Below are 19,147 nucleotides of genomic sequence, written 5' to 3' on the forward strand. Positions count from 1 at the left end.
AATTCACGCGACGAGAGCGCCGCACCCGGCGCAGCCTGGGACCACCGGGGCAGCCGCGGAGCCCGATCACCCCACGTCATGTCTCCTACGTCCCGAGAAGGCGATCAGCGATGAGCATCACGCAGCAGTACCTCCTCGACACCTACCGAGCCCGCATGCTCGACGAGGCGGCCCCTCCGGCGCCGGGCACCCACGACTGGCAGGTCGTGCGCGAGTTCCGCGACGAGCGGCAGTTCAGGGCCGTCATCGCGGAGCGCCCGGTCCACGGCCGGATACGGCAGGCCCTGGTCCGTTGGCTGCATGCCTGGCCGCGCTCTACCTGGTGATCTCCTCGGTCAGTAGGGCCACGAACCCGGCGACGGCCTCCAACACGTCGTCGGCCGTCCACTCCAGAGCGGCGGCCCGTACGTAGACCTCCGTGAAGGCCAGGCCCGGTGCCTTGGCCTCCCAGCCGTTGGCGAACAGAACGGTCCTCGTCTCCTCGGCGTGCCGGATCGCGGCCTCGGCCACGACGTCGGCGTCGTACGGCAGCCAGACCTGGAACTCGTTCGTGTGCGGCGGCTCGGGGTGAACCCGCATCCATGGCACCCCGGCCGCCGCGAACCCCTCGCGCAGCGCGGCGGCCACCACGCGCGCGTGGGCGACGTACTCGGGCAGCCGGGGCAGCTCCCGCTCCAGGCCGGCCAGGGCCGACAGCGCGGTCGGGAACTGCTGGTAGATCGCGCCTCCGTAGCGGTGCCGCCACGCCTTCGCCTCGTCCACCAGCGTCCTCGGACCGGCGAGCGCCGCGCCGCCGAAGCCGTCGAGGGACTTGTAGAACGACACGTACACGCTGTCCGCCAGGTCCGCGATCTCCTCCAGGGGGCGCCCGAAGTGGACGGTGGACTCCCACAGGCGCGCGCCGTCGAAGTGCACCACCGCGTCGCGCTCCCGCGCCGCTTCCACGACCTCCGTGAGCTCCTCCCACGTGGGCAGCACGAAACCGGCGTCCCTGAGAGGAAGTTCCAGCATCAGCGCCCCGAAGGGCTCGTCGAAGTCCCGTACCTCGGCGGCCGTCGGCAGCCGCGGCTCGCTTGTCACGCGGACCGGGCGCAGGCCGCTGACCTGGCTGAACGCCCCTCGCTCATGGACCTCGGCGTGGGCCAGCGCATGCAGCGCGACGGTCGGGTTCCCGCTGCGGCCCGCCCAGCAGCGCAGGGCCACCTGCTGGGCCATCGTGCCCGTCGGGAAGAACGCGGCGGCCTCCTTACCGAGCAGCCCGGCGGTCTTCTCCTCCAGGGCTTCGACGATGCCGTCGCCGTAGAGGTCCGAGAGGCCGTCCAGGTCGTGCAGATCCAGCTCACGCGCCTCGTCCAGCAGCGCCAGGCGCTCGCGCAGGGTGCCGAAGTAGCCGGGGCGCGCGAGCACGCGCCGCGCGCTGCGGTAGGCGGCGATGCGCCGTTCACGGCGCCGCTTGCGCCGCTCGTCGTCCGACACCGGCTCGGTCGACAATTGCTGGCCGGGTGACGGCTCGTTCCGCGACTGCAGGCTGCGCGACTCTCCGTCCGGGGACTGCTCGTCGCGGGACTGACGGCCGGGTGGCTGCCCGTCCGACGGCTGCCGCTCGGGAGACGCCTCGTCCGGCGACCGCCGTCCGGGCACCCGCCCGTCCGGATCCGCCCCCGCCCGCTGTCCGCCCTGCTCAACCCGATTCCCGCCCCGCTCCACCCGATTCCCGCCCCGCTCCGCCCTATCGCTCATGCCCCGGATCATCCCCCGCGCCCATCCCCGCGAGCACGCGCATTTTCCGCGCTCGCTCTGCGGCGCCTGCCCGCCCACGGGCCCGCGCCGGGTACGTCGGCCCGCGCCGCCCGCACGCCCCTTTCCCGCGCCGGCCCCGTGCCGCGCGCCCGCGTGCGAGGGCGTGGCGAAACCCACAGCCTGTGGACAACCGAACGCCGCTCGAACCAATCGCGTTAACATGACGAGAAATCGTCCGGTACCCCGAGCGGACTGGAACGGGAAGGCCGCCTTCGCGTGAGTACAAGCCAACAGCCAGATCCCAGGGACCGCCCCGCGCGGCTCACCGTCGGTGTCGTCGGCGCCGGTCGGGTGGGCCCCGCGCTCGCCGCGTCCCTCCAGCTCGCCGGGCACCGTCCGGTGGCCGTCTCCGGGGTCTCCGAGGCCTCGCGGCGACGGGCCGAGCGGATGCTCCCCGACGTGCCCCTGGTGCCGCCCGCCGAAGTCCTCGCGCGGGCCGAGCTGGTGCTGCTGACCGTCCCGGACGACGTCCTGCCCGGCCTGGTCGAGGGCCTCGCCGAGACCGGGGCCGTCAAGCCGGGCCAGCTGCTGGTGCACACCTCCGGGCGGTACGGCGCGAAGGTCCTGGACCCCGCCCTGCGCGCGGGCGCGCTGCCGCTGGCCCTGCACCCGGCGATGACCTTCACCGGCACCCCCGTGGACGTCCAGCGCCTCGCCGGCTGCTCGTTCGGCGTCACCGCGCCCGAGGAACTGCGGCTGGCCGCGGAGGCCCTCGTCATCGAGATGGGCGGCGAGCCCGAGTGGATCGCCGAGGAGATGCGCCCGCTCTACCACGCGGCGCTCGCGCTGGGCGCGAACCACCTGGTGACGCTGGTCGCCCAGTCCATGGAGCTGCTGCGCGAGGCGGGCGTGGAGGCCCCCGACCGCATGCTCGGCCCGCTCCTCGGCGCCGCCCTCGACAACGCCCTGCGCTCCGGCGACGCGGCCCTGACCGGCCCCGTCGCGCGCGGGGACGCGGGCACCGTCGCCGCGCACGTCACCGAGCTGCGCCGGCACGCCCCGCAGACCGTCGCCGGCTATCTCGCGATGGCCCGCGCGACCGCCGACCGAGCGCTCGCCCATGGCCTGCTCAAGCCGGAACTCGCCGAGGACCTCCTCGACGTACTCGCGGGCGGGACCACCGGGACCGCCGGCGCCGAGGGAGACGCCCGATGACCACCACCCTGCTGCGCACCGCCGACGAACTGCACGCACGCACGCGTGCCGGCCGCCGCGCCGTGGTGATGACCATGGGCGCCCTGCACGAGGGCCACGCCACCCTGATCCGCACCGCGCGCGCGGTCGCCGGAGCGGACGGCGAGGTCGTCGTCACCGTCTTCGTGAACCCCTTGCAGTTCGGCAAGGGCGAGGACCTCGACCGCTACCCGCGCACCCTGGACGCCGACCTCAAGATCGCCGAACGGGCGGGCGCGGACGCCGTGTTCGCCCCCGCCGTCGACGAGGTCTACCCGGGGGGTGAGCCGCAGGTCCGCATCAGCGCCGGCCCCATGGGCGAGCGACTGGAGGGCAGCTCGCGCCCCGGCCACTTCGACGGCGTGCTCACCGTCGTCGCCAAGCTGCTGCACCTCACCCGCCCCGACATCGCCCTGTTCGGCCAGAAGGACGCCCAGCAGCTCGCGCTGATCCGCCGCATGGTCCGCGACCTGAACTTCGGCGTCGAGATCGTCGGCGTCCCCACCGTGCGCGAGGAGGACGGCCTCGCCCTCTCCAGCCGCAACCGCTTCCTCTCGCCCAAGGAACGCCGCACGGCCCTCGCGCTGTCCCAGGCGCTGTTCGCCGGCAACGACAGGCACGCGGCGCAGGAGGCACTGCGCGCACGCGCGCGTGAAGTGCCCGCCACGCGTGCGCGTGCCGAGGCGCTCAGCGCCATAGGGGAGTCCCGCGCGGCGGCCGACGCGCACGCGGTCGCCAAGGCCCTCCCCGGCGCCGCCGCGGCCGTCCGTGCCGCCGCCCGCCTGGTCCTGGACGAGGGCGCCCGCCTCGACCCGCCGCTCGAACTGGACTACGTCGCCCTCGTCGACCCGTCCGACTTCACGGAGATCGCCGATCACGAGGACGAATACATCGGCGAGGCCGTCCTCGCCGTCGCCGCCCGGGTCGGGACGACCCGGCTGATCGACAACATCCCCCTCACCTTCGGAGCCGCCTCGTGACCAGCACAGGCATACGACTGCACGCACCCGCGCCCGGGTGGTCCATCACCGCGGACGTCGTGGTCGTCGGCTCCGGCGTCGCCGGCCTCACCGCCGCCCTGCGCTGCGAGGCCATCGGCCTGAAGACGGTCGTCGTCACCAAGGCCAGCCTCGACGACGGCTCCACCCGCTGGGCCCAGGGGGGCATCGCCGCGGCCCTCGGCGAGGGCGACACCCCCGAGCAGCACCTGGACGACACCCTGGTCGCGGGCGTGGGCCTGTGCGACGAGGACGCGGTCCGCATCCTCGTCACCGAGGGCCCCGACGCCGTACGCCGCCTGATCGAGACCGGCGCCCACTTCGACGAGTCGGAGGAAGGCGGCCTGGAGCTCACCCGCGAGGGCGGCCACCACCGCCGCCGTATCGCCCACGCGGGCGGCGACGCGACCGGCGCGGAGATCTCCCGCGCCCTCGTCGAGGCCGTACGCGCGCGTGGCCTGCGCACGATCGAGAACGCCCTGGTCCTCGACCTCCTCACGGACACCGAAGGCCGTACGGCCGGTGTCACCCTGCACGTCATGGGCGAGGGCCAGCACGACGGCGTGGGAGCGGTCCACGCCCCCGCCGTGGTCCTGGCGACCGGCGGCATGGGCCAGGTCTTCTCGGCGACGACGAACCCGTCGGTGTCGACGGGCGACGGCGTCGCCCTGGCGCTGCGCGCGGGCGCCGAGGTGAGCGACCTGGAGTTCGTCCAGTTCCACCCCACGGTCCTCTTCCTGGGCACCGAGGCGGAGGGACAGCAGCCCCTGGTCTCCGAGGCCGTACGCGGCGAGGGCGCCCACCTGGTCGACGCCCACGGCATCCGCTTCATGGTGGGACAGCACGAACTCGCCGAACTCGCCCCCCGGGACATCGTCGCCAAGGGCATCATGCGACGCATGCAGGAGCAGGACGCGGAACACATGTTCCTCGATGCCCGCCACTTCGGCGCCGACATGTGGGAGCACCGCTTCCCCACGATCCTCGCCGCCTGCCGCGCCCACGGCATCGACCCGGTCCACGACCCCATCCCGATCGCCCCGGCCGCCCACTACGCCTCGGGCGGCGTACGCACCGACTCCCAGGGCCGTACGACCGTCCCCGGCCTGTACGCGTGCGGCGAGGTCGCCTGCACCGGCGTGCACGGCGCCAACCGCCTGGCCTCGAACTCACTCCTCGAAGGCCTGGTCTATGCCGAGCGCATCGTGGAGGACATCGCGGCCTCCCGCGCGGCGAACGGCCTCCACGCGCGCGTGCCGCACCCGGTGCCGTACCCCGAGACCCCCGAGCACCCTCTGCTGGCCCCCGAGGCCCGCTTCGCGATCCAGCGGACGATGACCGACGGCGCCGGGGTCCTGCGCTCCGCCGAGTCCCTCGCCAAGGCCGCCGACCAGCTCCAGCGACTGCGCACCGAGGCCCGCGACGCCCTCACCGAGAACGGCAAGACGGCCGAGCCCGGCGTCGACACCTGGGAGGCCACGAACCTCCTCTGTGTGGCTCGGGTCCTGGTGGCCGCGGCACAACTGCGCGAAGAGACCCGAGGCTGCCACTGGCGCGACGACGAGCCCGACCGTGACGACGCGACCTGGCGCCGCCACATCGTCGTACGCCTGAACCCGGACCGCACACTGGCCGTGCACACCACAGACACCGCAGACTTCCCCCCGACCCGTCCCCAGGAGCAGTGACAGCAGTGACCACCCCCGACCTTCCCCTCGCCTCGAACGGCGGCTGCGGCGACGACTGCGCCTGCGGTGCCGACGGGGAGTACCTGGAGTGCGGCCTCGACCCCGCACTCGCCGAGCTCCTCGCCGACGCGGGCCTGGACCCCGTCGAGGTCGAGGACATCGCGGGCATCGCCATCCAGGAGGACCTCGCGCACGGCGTGGACGTGACGACGGTCGCGACCATCCCCGAAGAAGCAGTGGCCACGGCCGACTTCGTGGCACGCGAGGCGGGCGTGGTGGCGGGCCTCAGGGTCGCCGAAGCGGTCGTCTCCATCGTCTGCGAGGACGAGTTCGAGGTGGAACGCCACGTGGAGGACGGCGACAAGGTGGAGGCAGGCGAGAAGCTCCTCTCCATCACCACCCGCACCCGCGACCTCCTGACGGCCGAGCGCAGCGCGCTGAACATCCTGTGCCGCCTGTCGGGCATCGCGACGGCCACGCGCGCGTGGGCGGACGTCCTGGACGGCACGAAGGCGAGGGTCCGCGACACCCGCAAGACAACCCCCGGGCTGCGCGCCCTGGAGAAGTACGCGGTCCGCTGCGGAGGCGGGGTCAACCACCGCATGTCCCTGTCGGACGCGGCCCTGGTCAAGGACAACCACGTCCTGGCGGCCGGCGGCGTGACCCAGGCCTTCGAAGCGGTACGAGAAGCCTTCCCGGACCTCGCGATCGAGGTCGAGGTGGACACCCTCCACCAGCTCCGCGAAGTGGTGGACGCGGGCGCGGACCTGATCCTCCTGGACAACTTCCTTCCGGGCGAGTGCGAGGAGGCCGTGGCCATCGTCGGCGGCCGCGCGGCGCTGGAAGCATCGGGCCGCCTGACCCTCGACAACGCCAAGGCGTACGCGGACACGGGCGTCGACTACCTCGCCGTAGGAGCCCTCACCCACTCCTCGCCGATCCTGGACATCGGCCTGGACCTGCGAGCGGCGGAGTAGAACCGGCATGCTGCTCACCATCGACGTAGGCAACACGCACACCGTCCTCGGCCTGTTCGACGGCGAGGACATCGTCGAACACTGGCGCATCTCCACGGACGCCCGCCGCACGGCCGACGAACTCGCGGTCCTCCTCCAGGGCCTCATGGGCATGCACCCGCTCCTCGGCGACGAACTGGGCGACGGCATCGACGGAATCGCCATCTGCGCGACGGTCCCCTCGGTCCTGCACGAGCTCCGCGAGGTGACCCGCCGCTACTACGGCGACGTCCCCGCGGTCCTCGTCGAACCGGGCGTCAAGACGGGCGTCCCGATCCTCACCGACAACCCCAAGGAGGTCGGCGCCGACCGCATCATCAACGCGGTCGCGGCGGTCGACCTCTACGGCGGTCCCGCGATCGTCGTCGACTTCGGTACGGCGACGACGTTCGACGCGGTCAGCGCGCGCGGCGAGTACATCGGCGGTGTCATCGCCCCCGGCATCGAGATCTCCGTCGAGGCCCTCGGCGTCCGCGGCGCCCAACTCCGCAAGATCGAGGTGGCCCGCCCGCGCAGCGTCATCGGCAAGAACACCGTCGAGGCCATGCAGTCCGGCATCATCTACGGCTTCGCGGGCCAGGTCGACGGCGTCGTCAACCGCATGTCCCGCGAACTCGCGGAGGACCCCGACGACGTCACGGTGATCGCGACGGGCGGTCTGGCCCCCATGGTCCTCGGCGAGTCCTCGGTCATAGACGAACACGAACCGTGGCTGACGCTGGTCGGCCTACGCCTGGTCTACGAACGCAACGTCTCCCGCATGTGACTGGGGGCCTGCGGCCCCCAGACCCCCGCGTCGGCCCTGAAGGGGCCTCGTCCTCAAGCTCCCCCAAGCTCTTCGAGCAGGGGGGACCCCCAGACGGGCTGAAAGATGCCGGCCGGCGTCGAGAGGCGAAGCCCCCGCGGGTGGGTGGAGGCTCGGGACGGCGAAGCCTCGGCCTCGGCCGCCGGTCGGGCTGAGATTGCCTGGACCGGCGCTGAGAGAGAAGCCCCCCTGGAGGCGGGGGAACTCGGGACGGCGAGGCCTCGGCCGCCGGACGGCCTGAAGGATGCCGGCCGGCGTCGTAGAGGGACCGTCCCATGAGCGCGCACCGGCGGGCGGAATGGCGCGGTCCCGGGCTGGAACGAACCGTTGGGGACGCGGGGGCAGCCCCTACGCGCCCGCAGTCGCCCACGGCGGCAAGGGGCCGCGTCGGGGGGTGTCCGCCCGCAGTGGCCGGCGTCAAGAAACAGCACCCCTCTGAGGCACAGCAACCGCCGGACCGAGGACGGATACCCCCGACGCGGCCTCGACCCACAAACGGCCCGCAGGCGCTACGCGAACCCCCACCGAAGAGCAACAGGCCGCCGCAGGCACCCCCACCCACCACCCGAGTGTCACCCCACGCCACACCCGCCCCCATATGCCGTGTTTGTCTGATTAGCGCGTATCGTCGGCGCATGCCCACGCCATACGGATCCCGCGGCGGCATGGCGTTCGGCGTGGAGGAGCTGCGTGTGCTCCGCCGCGCCCTCGACCTTGCCCTCAACCCCTGCCCCGCCTCGGCCGAAGACGTCGAGGACTGTCTCCGTCTCGCCCAGTCCCTCGACGAGGCAATGCGCGAGGGCGACCGGATGCGTGCCTTCCTGGTGGCCGACCTCGCCCGCTACCGCGCCGCCCTCCCCGGCACCGCGGCCGGCTACCTCGCCCTCCTCAAGGAGGCCCTCGGCGCCGGCTGCGACCCGACCCCCGACGACCTGGCCGCACTCCGCGCCCTGCATGGCAACCCCACCGCAGCCACCCTCCTCAGCCGCTGCCTCCCCCTCGCCGACCAGGCCCCCCGCACCACACAGGCCACCCCGTCCATCCCGGCGTCCCGTACGCACCTCCAGGCCCTCCCCGGAGGCCTCTGCGCGACCACGCCCACCACCCCGGTGGACCTCCCCGCCCAGGCCGTCGCCGATACGGCCCCCCGGACCACCCCCTGGACCACCCCCCGGACCGCCACCGAGGCCGCCGCCCAGGACCCCGCCAAGCAACCCCGCAAGAAGCCCGCCGAAAAACCGGCCGCCCCGAAACCCGCCCCCGCCCCCGGCCCGGGCTCCGAACCCCCTCCCGGCACCCCGAAACCAACCCGCCCCATCCCCACCCCCGGCGAGGTCTTCCCCCGCCGCAAACCGACCCCGCCCCCCACGACCCCACCCCAACAGCTGGCCGCGGGCTGACCCGCCCCCGGGCGGCCTCACCCCGCACCCCCCTGGCTACCCTGGACGCATGGACTACGTCTCCGCACTCCTCCCGCCGGCCGTCATGGCCGTCTTCTTCGTCAGCCTGATCAGGGTGATCGTGAAGACCCAGGGCGGAGCCAACAAGGCCAAGGAGGACGCGGCCGTGGACGCCGCCCTCGCGCGCGCGGAGGGCGCCCGCCAGGCCTCCGCGCACCGGGACGCCTGAACGACGGCTGCCTGAACGACAGCCGCCTCAACGGCAGTCGCCAGAACGACGGCCGCCCCCACACCGGCGGCACGCTCAACGGCGTACGACTCCAAGCGCCCCGACGCTTTCCGAGTCGTACGCCCTTTTTGTTCTCATTTGCCAGAGAAAGCGCACGTCCGGCAGGCCAACACTCGAAACTCCCACTATTGTGCTGAGTTGTGCCTCGCCCATTGGGAGAACTCGAAGACGCGGTCATGACGCGGGTGTGGAAGTGGAACCGCCCGGTGACCGTTCGAGAAGTCCTGGAAGATCTCCAGCAGGAACGGTCCATCGCGTACACCACCGTGATGACCGTTTTGGACAATCTCCATCAGAAGGGCTGGGTACGCCGCGAGGCGGAAGGCCGGGCCTATCGATATGAGGCGGTCTCCACACGAGCCGCCTACGCCGCCGCCCTGATGAACGATGCCTGGTCGCAGAGCGACAACCCCGCAGCCGCACTCGTCGCCTTCTTCGGCATGATGAGCGAAGAACAGCGCCTCGCCCTGCGGGACGCCGTACGCATCGTCCAGGGGCCGGAAACCGTCGAACCGACACCACCGTCGGATACGCGCGGCGTAACGGGCGCCGATACCGCCGGAACCGATACCGCCGGCGCCGATACCAGCACCGATAGCGACAAGGTCGATACAAGCGGTTCCGAAACCGCCGCCCCGGATACCGCCCGCACCCAAACCCGCCGCCGCCAAACCCCTGGCCGGCATACCGGCTCCGATACCGACCCGGATACCGCCCCCGAGAACCCCGGCTCCGCACAGGAGCCCGGCGGGCGATAGCGTCCGCTCATGTCAGCAGAGAGCCACTCGGCCGAGACCCCCTCGGCGGAGAGCCCAGAACTCACCGCAAAAGCCATCACCGTCCGACGGGCCCGCACCAGCGATGTCCCGGCGGTGCGTCGTCTCCTTGACGAGTACGTCCGCCGTCGCATCCTGCTCGACAAAGCCACAGTGACGCTTTACGAGGACATCCAGGAGTTCTGGGTCGCGGAACGTGACGACAACGGCGAGGTCGTCGGCTGCGGCGCCCTGCACGTGATGTGGGAAGACCTGGCGGAAGTGCGCACTCTCGCCGTGAAGCCCGGCCTGAAGGGCGCCGGCGTCGGTCACCAGTTGCTGGAGAAGTTGCTCCACACCGCACGCTGGCTCGGCGTTCGACGCGTTTTCTGTCTGACCTTCGAAGAGGACTTCTTCGGCAAGCACGGCTTCGTCGAGATCGGCGAGACGCCGGTTGACACCGATGTCTACGCGGAGCTGCTGCGTTCCTATGACGAGGGCGTGGCGGAGTTCCTCGGTCTCGAACGAGTGAAACCGAACACCTTGGGCAACAGCCGGATGCTTCTGCATCTGTGATCGCCAAGGATCCTCCATGGATCCTCAAGGTGTATTCCGCCCGACAGGCCGTGCCCAGGTGCCCTATGTCCGAAACGCGCATGTTTCCGGACGGTGCCCGGGCTGTGGGTCTCTCCCGGGGGTTTGTGTTTTTCCAGCAAAAGCGGTTTGCTTTCCGACGTACTGCAGTACTGCATATAACAGGGGACGGCGAAACGGCGGACGCCGCAGACCCCAGGCCCTCAAGTTATCGATGAAAGGAAATCCGGTGGCACAGAAGGTTCAGGTCCTTCTTGTCGACGACCTCGACGGCGGCGAGGCGGACGAGACCGTGACGTTCGCGCTGGACGGCAAGACGTACGAGATCGATCTCACGACTGCCAATGCGGACAAGCTCCGTGGCCTTCTCGACGCTTACGTGAAGGGCGGTCGTCGTACCGGAGGCCGCGCTTCGGGTGGCCGCGGAAAGGCGCGCGCCGCTTCCGGTGGCAGCCAGGACACCGCGCAGATCCGCGCGTGGGCCAAGGAGAACGGCTACGAGGTCAACGACCGCGGCCGCGTTCCCGCGTCCATTCGTGAGGCCTACGAGAAGGCCAACGCCTGATCCAGGGCAACGCCTGAGCTACGGACAGGCAGTCGGCCCGGCGCACTTGCGCCGCAGCCGCAGGCGGTGGCATTGCGATGCCACCGTGTCCAGCACCCGCACGAGATCGGGGGCGCCCCCACCGCCCCCGAGCGCCGACAACGTCGGCAGCGAGGCCTCGACCTCGCCCCCAGGCTCGGGGGGCCGCAGCCACACGGCGGCCCCCTGTACGGCACCGGAGCGGCCCAGGGGAAGCGGCCGCACGCCGCCGTGCCCCGGCGGCCCAGGACGCCGTACGGCCCCCCTCGACCCGGCGTCGACAGGGCGCCGTACGGATGCCCCGACCGGGCTCGGATCGTCGGCGTGATGCCGTACGACCGCCCCCGGCCGCGCATCCCCGGTGGAATTCCAGGCGGAATACGAGGCGGAATGCCATACGGCCGTCCGCGCCCCGATCGCTCTCGAAGGCAGTGGCGCCTCCATGAGGTCGCCCTCGCCGAGTGCCGTCAGGTCCAGGGGCAGCGCGCCCCACTCCAGCCAGGTCAGCACCCCCGGCACCTCCTGTGCGTCGCCCGCCGCGATCAGCAGCCGCATCCGGTCGTCCCGCACGGCCACCGGGGAGTCCGGCCCCAGATGGCGCAGCGCCGCACGGCCCGCCTCGGCCGGGACGTCCAGGACGTCGAAGCGCAGGCCCACGCGCAGGCTCAGCGGGGATCCGGGGGCGGCGGGCACCACCGGCCAGCCCAGTTCGTTCTCGTACCACCGGCGGACCTGATCGCTCGGATCGAGCGGCCGACGGGGGAAAGGGATCGAGGCGAGGTCCGTGGTGATCTTGGGACGGGTGCCGACCATGCCAAGTGCAACAGCCGAATGGGCGTGCGGGTTACGCTGGGTGTAGTGGCAATTGCGCAGAGTGGCGAAAAAGGGGGCGTGCGGGGGTGTGGGGTGGCGCAAGGTTGTTCGCCCGTAGCGGAGGGAACCGGGGGGCGCGGCATGGAGTGTCTGTCCCAGCGGGTAAGACATCCCTAGTGGGAGGGGGCGACACGCAGGACAGTGAGTCTTACGTTCGCCATCGGCGTAGTGATGGTGAGGGTAACCACCTGGCCTGCGGGAACATCGTCTCGCACCATCGGGTTGGAGCAGATGTCGGCGTTCGGGGTCAGGAGGCCATCGACGGTGTCGGCAGTTGGAATGAGCGGTCCCCGCTTGCGGGACTAAGCTGCGGAAGGACAGGGAGGGGAAGTTCCCCCCACTGCCTGACCGCTCTGAGGAGCGATTAACGATGTTCGAGAGGTTCACCGACCGCGCGCGGCGGGTTGTCGTCCTGGCTCAGGAAGAAGCCCGGATGCTCAACCACAACTACATCGGCACCGAGCACATCCTCCTGGGCCTGATCCACGAGGGTGAGGGTGTCGCCGCCAAGGCCCTTGAGAGCCTCGGGATTTCGCTCGAGGCGGTCCGCCAGCAGGTGGAGGAGATCATCGGGCAGGGGCAGCAGGCCCCGTCCGGGCACATCCCCTTCACCCCCCGTGCCAAGAAGGTCCTGGAGCTGTCGCTCCGCGAGGCCCTTCAGCTGGGCCACAACTACATCGGCACGGAGCACATCCTGCTCGGCCTGATCCGTGAGGGCGAGGGCGTCGCCGCCCAGGTCCTGGTCAAGCTGGGCGCTGATCTCAACCGCGTGCGGCAGCAGGTGATCCAGCTGCTCTCCGGTTACCAGGGCAAGGAGACCGCCACCGCCGGCGGGCCTGCCGAGGGCACCCCCTCGACGTCCCTGGTCCTCGACCAGTTCGGCCGGAACCTCACCCAGGCCGCTCGTGAGTCCAAGCTCGACCCGGTCATCGGGCGCGAGAAGGAGATCGAGCGGGTCATGCAGGTGCTGTCCCGCCGTACGAAGAACAACCCGGTCCTGATCGGTGAGCCCGGCGTCGGCAAGACCGCCGTCGTCGAGGGCCTCGCCCAGGCCATCGTCAAGGGCGAGGTGCCCGAGACCCTCAAGGACAAGCACCTCTACACCCTGGACCTCGGCGCGCTGGTCGCCGGCTCCCGCTACCGCGGTGACTTCGAGGAGCGCCTGAAGAAGGTGCTCAAGGAGATCCGCACCCGCGGCGACATCATCCTGTTCATCGACGAGCTCCACACGCTGGTCGGTGCGGGTGCCGCCGAGGGCGCCATCGACGCGGCTTCCATCCTGAAGCCGATGCTGGCCCGCGGTGAGCTGCAGACCATCGGTGCGACGACGCTGGACGAGTACCGCAAGCACCTGGAGAAGGACGCCGCGCTGGAGCGCCGCTTCCAGCCCATCCAGGTCGCCGAGCCGTCCCTGCCGCACACGATCGAGATCCTCAAGGGTCTGCGCGACCGGTACGAGGCCCACCACCGCGTCTCCATCACGGACGAGGCGCTGGTCCAGGCCGCCACCCTGGCCGACCGGTACATCTCGGACCGCTTCCTGCCCGACAAGGCGATCGACCTGATCGACGAGGCGGGCTCGCGGATGCGCATCCGCCGGATGACCGCGCCGCCGGACCTGCGCGAGTTCGACGAGAAGATCGCCGGTGTCCGCCGGGACAAGGAGTCCGCGATCGACTCGCAGGACTTCGAGAAGGCCGCCTCCCTGCGCGACAAGGAGAAGCAGCTCCTGGCCGCCAAGGCCAAGCGGGAGAAGGAGTGGAAGGCCGGCGACATGGACGTCGTCGCCGAGGTCGACGGCGAGCTGATCGCCGAGGTCCTCGCGACCGCCACCGGCATCCCGGTCTTCAAGCTGACCGAGGAGGAGTCCTCGCGTCTGCTGCGCATGGAGGACGAGCTCCACAAGCGGGTCATCGGCCAGGTCGACGCCGTCAAGGCGCTGTCGAAGGCGATCCGCCGTACGCGTGCCGGTCTGAAGGACCCGAAGCGCCCCGGTGGCTCGTTCATCTTCGCCGGCCCGTCCGGTGTCGGTAAGACGGAGCTGTCGAAGGCCCTCGCCGAGTTCCTCTTCGGTGACGAGGACGCGCTGATCTCCCTCGACATGTCGGAGTTCAGCGAGAAGCACACGGTCTCGCGTCTCTTCGGTTCGCCCCCCGGCTACGTGGGCTACGAAGAGGGCGGCCAGCTGACGGAGAAGGTCCGCCGCAAGCCGTTCTCGGTGGTCCTGTTCGACGAGGTCGAGAAGGCCCACCCGGACATCTTCAACAGCCTGCTGCAGATCCTGGAGGACGGTCGCCTGACCGACTCCCAGGGCCGGGTCGTGGACTTCAAGAACACGGTCATCATCATGACGACCAACCTCGGCACCCGGGACATCTCCAAGGGCTTCAACCTGGGCTTCGCGGCCTCGGGTGACACGAAGTCCAACTACGAGCGCATGAAGAACAAGGTCCAGGACGAGCTCAAGCAGCACTTCCGGCCCGAGTTCCTCAACCGCGTCGACGACGTGGTCGTCTTCCCGCAGCTGACCCAGGACGACATCCTCCGGATCGTCGACCTGATGATCGGCAAGGTGGACGAGCGCCTCAAGGACCGGGACATGGGCATCGAGCTCTCCCAGTCCGCCAAGGAGCTGCTCGCCAAGAAGGGCTACGACCCCGTGCTGGGCGCCCGGCCGCTGCGCCGCACCATCCAGCGCGAGATCGAGGACAGCCTCTCGGAGAAGATCCTCTTCGGCGAGCTGCGCCCCGGTCACATCGTGGTCGTGGACACGGAGGGCGAGGGCGACACCAAGACCTTCACCTTCCGCGGCGAGGAGAAGGCGGCCCTGCCGGACGTCCCGCCGATCGAGCAGGCGGCCGGCGGAACCGGCCCGAACCTGAGCAAGGAGGCGTAAGCCTCACCAGCTCCCCGAGCTGAAAAGGGGCCGGTGCTTTCGAGCACCGGCCCCTTTGGCATGCCGTCGGGCTACGAGAGCTGCCCGTTGTAGTCCGGCAGCTTGTACGTCTTCTCGGCGTGGCCGCCCGACAGGTCGGTGGCGCTGTTGCCGATGTTCGCGATGATCGTGTAGCCCTTGTTCTCGATGTCGGCGCGCTGGGCCGTCTTGTAGTCGGCCACGTTCTTGAACAGGTCGAAGAAGTTGCGCACGTACAGGCCGGAGACCTTGTAGCCGACGTACTTGAGGTTGTAGTCGGTCACCGAGTAGATGATGCCCGGGCGGGCGGTCACGAAGAACAGCGAGACGCCGTGCTCCTGGGCGTACTTGGCGACCTCCAGGGCCGGCTTGTTGGCCGGCTGCGGGTAGCTGAAGCCGAAGTCCGTCTCCAGGGTGGTGTTGTCGATGTCGAAGACGATCGCCTGCTTCTCACCCGGCTTGGTGTTGGCGATCCGCTGCTTCAGATAGGGCAGCGCCTGGTTCATGACCGCCTGGCAGTCCTTCTGCCAGGTGTCGTAGTCCACATCCTCGGCCGCCGCGGTGGCGCCGGCGGTGGTCGAGGTGCTCGCGGCGGTGGCCGCTTCGGCGGGGACTGCGAGGGCCACGAGGGCGGCCGCGGAGACAGTGCCGACCGCGATACGGCGCGCCCAGGGCAGGCGAAGCGTCATGTGGGGGGTCCTCTCACGTCACGTGCGATCTGTTGTTGTCGCGTGCATGTTCGTGGGTGGGGGTGGCGTGAGGGGAACGGTAAGGTTACTGGAGGGTAAGTCGCTAGAGGTGTGCGTCACATGATGCTGTGCATCTGCTTGCGGGTGGGGTGGTCAGTCCTCGGGGTGCGCCTCGGAGGGCGGGTTGAGGCGGAACCGGACGGAGAGTTCGTCGGCGTTGAGAAGCCGTGCGCCCATGGTGTTCACCAGGGTCAGCCGAGGGTGGGTGGCCAGCGGGGCGAGGTCGAGTTCGTCGGCGAAGTACACGTTGAGCGTGGTCATCTCGGGGAAGGCCGTGATGACGTGTCGCAGATCGCCGGGCGACCGGTCGTGGCAGGCCAGGCCGACCGTGCGCACCTTCTCCAGCCGGATGCCCTCCGCTGCGAGGGCCGCGAGCTCGTCGGGGTTCAGGAACAGGTCGGCCAGTTCCGGCAGGCCCGTGACGAACCGCCAGTCCTCGCGTGCCACGGGGGAGTCCAGCATCAGCCGGAGTTGGTTCAGCGAGGGAAACTCGGTCAGCACGGACAGGTCACGCGCGTTCGGAGGCAGGAAGAGGCACTCCAGAGGTGCGCCGGCGAGCGCACGCAGGGTGCTGACGTCCGCGAGACCGGAGAGGCTGTTCAGGACCAGCACCTTCAGCGGCAACCCGGACAGTGACGCGAGGGAGGAGAGCCCCGGACAGTCCCGGAGATGGAGCCGGCGCAGCTTCTGATACGAGCTCAGGAACCCCAGATCGGTGACCGAGTTGTTCCGAAGCTCCAGGTTCGTAAGCTTCCCCTCGTCGAGGGCGGCACGTATCCGGGCCGGGCTGAAGTCGCCGAACAGGGCGACATCGCTGTGGCTCCCGAGGCGGGTGAGCGTGGCGAGCTCTTCCGGCGAATGGACGACGATCTCCGTCCTGGACGCCTCCAGCAGGTGACCGATGATCTCGCCGGCGTACGTTTCGGTGTCGAACCGGTCCCAGTAGAACCCCAGTCGCTCCCGGACCGGACGGCTCTCGTGGGTCCGGTATCGCACGAGGCACGGCAACGCGGCGTCTCCACCGATCAGGCAGGCGCACTCGACGGTGAACATCGCCGCCCCGTCGTCCAGACCCTCCGGCCCCGGCAGCAACTCCAGAACGATCGGCCCCAGATCGGCCGGCGCACGTGCCTCGGCCTGGCTGCGCGGCGGAATCAGCGCCCCGGCCCGCCGCTCCACCTCCGCCCGCACCCCCGGATCCAGCTTCGCCGCATGCTCCAGGCACGCCATGGCCAGCAGATGGAGTCGCCCGCGATGCTCCGGTTCCGCGTCACCCCGCTCGACCAGCCCTGTCAGCAACCGCCCCCGCTCGTCCGCCCGTGCGTGGGCCACCGCCATCCGGATCACGTCCTCCCACTGGTCCAGGTGGCCATGGGCGACGAGGACGTCGAAGTCGCGTTCCTCCACGGCCGCGCGCGCCCCGAGGTGGTCCTGGAAGGTGCGGTGGACGAAGTCCACGGTGCCGGCGGCCGGTTCGCGCAGCAGGCCGCTGCGGACCAGCAGATGCCGCAGGATGTCCTCGGCGGAGCCCTGGGCGGCGACGTACGGCATGGAAGGCAGCAGACGCTCCAGTTGATGGACGGCGTCCGCGCGGTCCATCTCCGCCCGGCCGTTGCGGATCAGCCAGTAGGCCAGCCGCTGAAGCAGCTCGACCTGGGACTCCTCGTCCAGTTCGACGGTCAGGTCGCGTTCCCGGTCCCGGCGTTCCAGGAGCATCGACAGCGCGGCGTCGTACAACGCCTTGCGGCCGGCGCGGCAGGAAGCCCCGGCGTTCGCGGTGCAGGGCGCAGATCAGGGCGCACATCAGCGGGTTGGTCGCCAGGCGGCCGAGGTCCTGCTTGGTGCGCACCGACGACAGCAGAGCCGCGCCCAGGGCCGGGTCGGCGCCCGCCGCCTCGTGCCGGCGCCGGACGAACACCGCGATGTTGTCGCGGCTCATGGGGGAGAGCGTGAGCTCGGTGAAGTCCTGGCCGCCCAGCCACTCGTCCCGTACCGCGGACGGGCGCGAGGTCACCAGCCACAGATTGCCGGGGAACGCGGCGAGGAGGTCGGCGAGCCAGCGCCGGGTGCGGGCCCGTTCCTGTTCGGGGACCTCGTCCACGCCGTCGACCAGCAGCACTCCGCGTCCGGCGGCGAGCACACGGTCCGCCCAGCCGTGCGGCTGGGAGCCGGCCGGCGGGCAGCCGACCGAGCTCAGGAAGTGACCGGGGACGGGGAGGGTGGCGCCGCCCCGGGTGAGGGTGCGAAGGGGCAGTACGAAGGGCACACGGCCCATGAGGTGGGCGAGCTGACCGGTGAGCTCCTCCTGGCGGGCGGTGGTGACGGCGAGCCACTGGACGAGCGTGGTCTTGCCGGACCCGGCGACGCCGCGCAGCAGCACCCGCTCGTGCCCGGCCAGTGCCTGCTCGACGGGCCGGGGCGCGGGCGACGGCTGGACGAGTCCGCCCTGGTCCTCGGGCAGCGCGCGGATCTCACCGGCCCGCGTCGCCGCCAGGCTCAGATACGCCGTGTCGAGCGGCCAGTCCGGGCATTCGTTCAGATCGATGCCGTAGATGGTGAGCCGGCTGTACCTGGTCGCGAGGTAGCGCGCGTACTGCTGCTCGAAGGCCGCGTCCTGCGCGGTGCGCGAGGTCAGGCGCTCGACCAGGATGTCGGTGAGCCGGATCAGCCGGTCGAGCTGCCGGCTCTGCTCGACGAGGGTGCGGGCCACGAAGGTCGAGCGCTGGGTGAAGAAGTGCAGGATGTGCACGCCTGCGCTGTTGAGGAGATGGAAATAGAGGAACGTGGAGTCGTAGCTGAGATCCCTCAGCAGCCGGTTGCCGCCCGCCTGTGTGTACAGCTTGTCGGCCAGCGCCTCGTAGCCGAGCCGTACGGCCTGCAGGTCGTCCAGGTCCAGATCGCCGAGCGCGTGCAGGGTCCGCAGCAGGGCCCGGGCCACCGCTTCCAGCTCTCCCTCGTCCAGCGCTGTCTCGCGTGTCTCGCGCGCCGCCCGTTCCACCAGCTCGCGGACGAGCTTGCGCAACTCCCGGTCGCCGAGCCCCCGCTTATCGCCCCGGAAGGACACCAGCGCCGACAGCCGCACGGGCCTGTCCACCAGCCCGGCACCCGGGCCCTCCTGCACGAACAGCCTCTTCACCAGCGGGCCGACCAGGCCGGACGCGATTCTCGTGCCGATGACCGTCGGGTCCACGCGGCCTCCCCCTGAGTGCCCTCGTAGGCGGAACAGCAGCGTAGTGGCCGTCACATTCCGAGGTCTTCCGATTGCGCTCGGCGGTGACATGCCGCACAGGCGATTTGTCCGTTACTAGCGGGAATAGTGGAAACGCCTCTGGCGGGCAAATCGGACTTTCATTACGAAAACTCGCGGACCATTTTGGCGTTGACGCTGGTTCGTCCGTATTGGGCGCTCTGTCAAGATGCAGGGATTTTTGGTGGGGAGTACTAGCCCTCGTCGTAGTTGAGGGGTTTTGGGGTTGGGGCCGGGCGGGGTTACCAAGGGATGGCCATCCG

General features: G+C 70.6%; 16 protein-coding genes. 12 read left to right on the forward strand and 4 right to left on the reverse strand.

Features of this window, described 5'->3' with window-relative positions:
- The first annotated feature begins 110 nt into the window (after positions 1-110).
- The gene (locus OG254_RS27870; RefSeq protein WP_351198999.1) at positions 111-326 is read left to right on the forward strand and encodes a hypothetical protein; all 216 of its coding nucleotides are present in this window, start codon (positions 111-113) and stop codon (positions 324-326) included.
- On the opposite strand, the gene OG254_RS27875 is transcribed toward OG254_RS27870, so the two are convergent.
- Positions 316-1,740: a threonine aldolase family protein gene (locus tag OG254_RS27875; RefSeq protein ID WP_405586864.1), complete on the reverse strand. Its 1,425-nt coding sequence runs from the start codon at positions 1,738-1,740 to the stop codon at positions 316-318. The genes OG254_RS27870 and OG254_RS27875 overlap by 11 nt on opposite strands.
- 276 nt (positions 1,741-2,016) lie before the next feature.
- Between OG254_RS27875 and OG254_RS27880 the strand changes: the two genes are divergently transcribed.
- The 10 genes from OG254_RS27880 (at position 2,017) to OG254_RS27925 (ending at position 11,083) form a co-directional block, all read left to right on the forward strand.
- Positions 2,017-2,955 carry a Rossmann-like and DUF2520 domain-containing protein gene (locus OG254_RS27880; protein ID WP_147994937.1) on the forward strand — a complete coding sequence of 313 codons (939 nt, stop codon included), beginning with the start codon at positions 2,017-2,019 and terminating at the stop codon, positions 2,953-2,955.
- Positions 2,952-3,953 carry a pantoate--beta-alanine ligase gene (panC, locus tag OG254_RS27885; protein WP_405586867.1) on the forward strand — a complete coding sequence of 334 codons (1,002 nt, stop codon included), beginning with the start codon at positions 2,952-2,954 and terminating at the stop codon, positions 3,951-3,953. Before OG254_RS27880 ends, panC begins: the two co-directional genes overlap by 4 nt.
- On the forward strand, positions 3,950-5,659 hold the full coding sequence (locus OG254_RS27890; RefSeq protein ID WP_351199007.1) for an L-aspartate oxidase: 1,710 nt from the start codon (positions 3,950-3,952) through the stop codon (positions 5,657-5,659). Before panC ends, OG254_RS27890 begins: the two co-directional genes overlap by 4 nt.
- 5 nt (positions 5,660-5,664) lie before the next feature.
- A complete protein-coding gene (nadC, locus tag OG254_RS27895) occupies positions 5,665-6,636 on the forward strand; it encodes a carboxylating nicotinate-nucleotide diphosphorylase (RefSeq protein WP_405586870.1) in 972 nt (323 codons plus the stop codon).
- Positions 6,637-6,643: 7 nt separating this feature from the next.
- Positions 6,644-7,441 (forward strand): type III pantothenate kinase, encoded by a 798-nt coding sequence (locus OG254_RS27900; RefSeq protein WP_351199011.1) that lies wholly within the window; start codon positions 6,644-6,646, stop codon positions 7,439-7,441.
- A gap of 704 nt (positions 7,442-8,145) precedes the next feature.
- Positions 8,146-8,880: a hypothetical protein gene (locus tag OG254_RS27905; RefSeq protein WP_405595225.1), complete on the forward strand. Its 735-nt coding sequence runs from the start codon at positions 8,146-8,148 to the stop codon at positions 8,878-8,880.
- 49 nt (positions 8,881-8,929) lie between these two features.
- Complete coding sequence (locus tag OG254_RS27910; protein WP_351200662.1) at positions 8,930-9,109, forward strand: hypothetical protein; 180 nt, start codon at positions 8,930-8,932, stop codon at positions 9,107-9,109.
- Between the two features lie 236 nt (positions 9,110-9,345).
- A complete protein-coding gene (locus tag OG254_RS27915; RefSeq protein WP_405595227.1) occupies positions 9,346-9,927 on the forward strand; it encodes a BlaI/MecI/CopY family transcriptional regulator in 582 nt (193 codons plus the stop codon).
- A gap of 9 nt (positions 9,928-9,936) precedes the next feature.
- Positions 9,937-10,500, forward strand: coding sequence for an amino-acid N-acetyltransferase (locus tag OG254_RS27920; RefSeq protein ID WP_147994949.1), 564 nt, complete (start codon positions 9,937-9,939; stop codon positions 10,498-10,500).
- A 247-nt stretch (positions 10,501-10,747) separates the two neighbouring features.
- On the forward strand, positions 10,748-11,083 hold the full coding sequence (locus tag OG254_RS27925) for an Lsr2 family protein (protein WP_266682901.1): 336 nt from the start codon (positions 10,748-10,750) through the stop codon (positions 11,081-11,083).
- Positions 11,084-11,101: 18 nt separating this feature from the next.
- On the opposite strand, the gene OG254_RS27930 is transcribed toward OG254_RS27925, so the two are convergent.
- A complete protein-coding gene (locus OG254_RS27930; RefSeq protein WP_405586875.1) occupies positions 11,102-11,914 on the reverse strand; it encodes an SCO3374 family protein in 813 nt (270 codons plus the stop codon).
- A gap of 430 nt (positions 11,915-12,344) precedes the next feature.
- Between OG254_RS27930 and OG254_RS27935 the strand changes: the two genes are divergently transcribed.
- Positions 12,345-14,870 carry an ATP-dependent Clp protease ATP-binding subunit gene (locus tag OG254_RS27935; protein ID WP_351200668.1) on the forward strand — a complete coding sequence of 842 codons (2,526 nt, stop codon included), beginning with the start codon at positions 12,345-12,347 and terminating at the stop codon, positions 14,868-14,870.
- A gap of 71 nt (positions 14,871-14,941) precedes the next feature.
- Here OG254_RS27935 and OG254_RS27940 read toward each other — a convergent pair whose 3' ends face one another.
- Together OG254_RS27940 and OG254_RS27945 are read right to left on the reverse strand one after the other, a co-directional pair.
- Positions 14,942-15,577 (reverse strand): HAD family acid phosphatase, encoded by a 636-nt coding sequence (locus tag OG254_RS27940; protein ID WP_405586878.1) that lies wholly within the window; start codon positions 15,575-15,577, stop codon positions 14,942-14,944.
- Positions 15,578-16,907: 1,330 nt separating this feature from the next.
- On the reverse strand, positions 16,908-18,827 hold the full coding sequence (locus tag OG254_RS27945) for an NACHT domain-containing protein (RefSeq protein ID WP_405586881.1): 1,920 nt from the start codon (positions 18,825-18,827) through the stop codon (positions 16,908-16,910).
- Positions 18,828-19,147: the final 320 nt, after the last annotated feature.

Origin of the sequence: Streptomyces sp. NBC_01092, from assembly GCF_045039535.1 — a bacterium.
Classification (GTDB): domain Bacteria; phylum Actinomycetota; class Actinomycetes; order Streptomycetales; family Streptomycetaceae; genus Streptomyces.

Bases quoted from the DNA above. Each gene is read 5' to 3' on its own strand.
- OG254_RS27870 (WP_351198999.1), top strand. From the start codon at position 111: ATGAGCATCACGCAGCAGTACCTCCTCGACACCTACCGAGCCCGCATG.
- OG254_RS27875 (WP_405586864.1), bottom strand. From the start codon at position 1,740: ATGAGCGATAGGGCGGAGCGGGGCGGGAATCGGGTGGAGCGGGGCGGG.
- panC (WP_405586867.1), top strand. From the start codon at position 2,952: ATGACCACCACCCTGCTGCGCACCGCCGACGAACTGCACGCACGCACG.
- OG254_RS27900 (WP_351199011.1), top strand. From the start codon at position 6,644: ATGCTGCTCACCATCGACGTAGGCAACACGCACACCGTCCTCGGCCTG.
- OG254_RS27905 (WP_405595225.1), top strand. From the start codon at position 8,146: ATGGCGTTCGGCGTGGAGGAGCTGCGTGTGCTCCGCCGCGCCCTCGAC.
- OG254_RS27910 (WP_351200662.1), top strand. From the start codon at position 8,930: ATGGACTACGTCTCCGCACTCCTCCCGCCGGCCGTCATGGCCGTCTTC.
- OG254_RS27915 (WP_405595227.1), top strand. From the start codon at position 9,346: ATGACGCGGGTGTGGAAGTGGAACCGCCCGGTGACCGTTCGAGAAGTC.
- OG254_RS27920 (WP_147994949.1), top strand. From the start codon at position 9,937: ATGTCAGCAGAGAGCCACTCGGCCGAGACCCCCTCGGCGGAGAGCCCA.
- OG254_RS27930 (WP_405586875.1), bottom strand. From the start codon at position 11,914: ATGGTCGGCACCCGTCCCAAGATCACCACGGACCTCGCCTCGATCCCT.
- OG254_RS27935 (WP_351200668.1), top strand. From the start codon at position 12,345: ATGTTCGAGAGGTTCACCGACCGCGCGCGGCGGGTTGTCGTCCTGGCT.
- OG254_RS27940 (WP_405586878.1), bottom strand. From the start codon at position 15,577: ATGACGCTTCGCCTGCCCTGGGCGCGCCGTATCGCGGTCGGCACTGTC.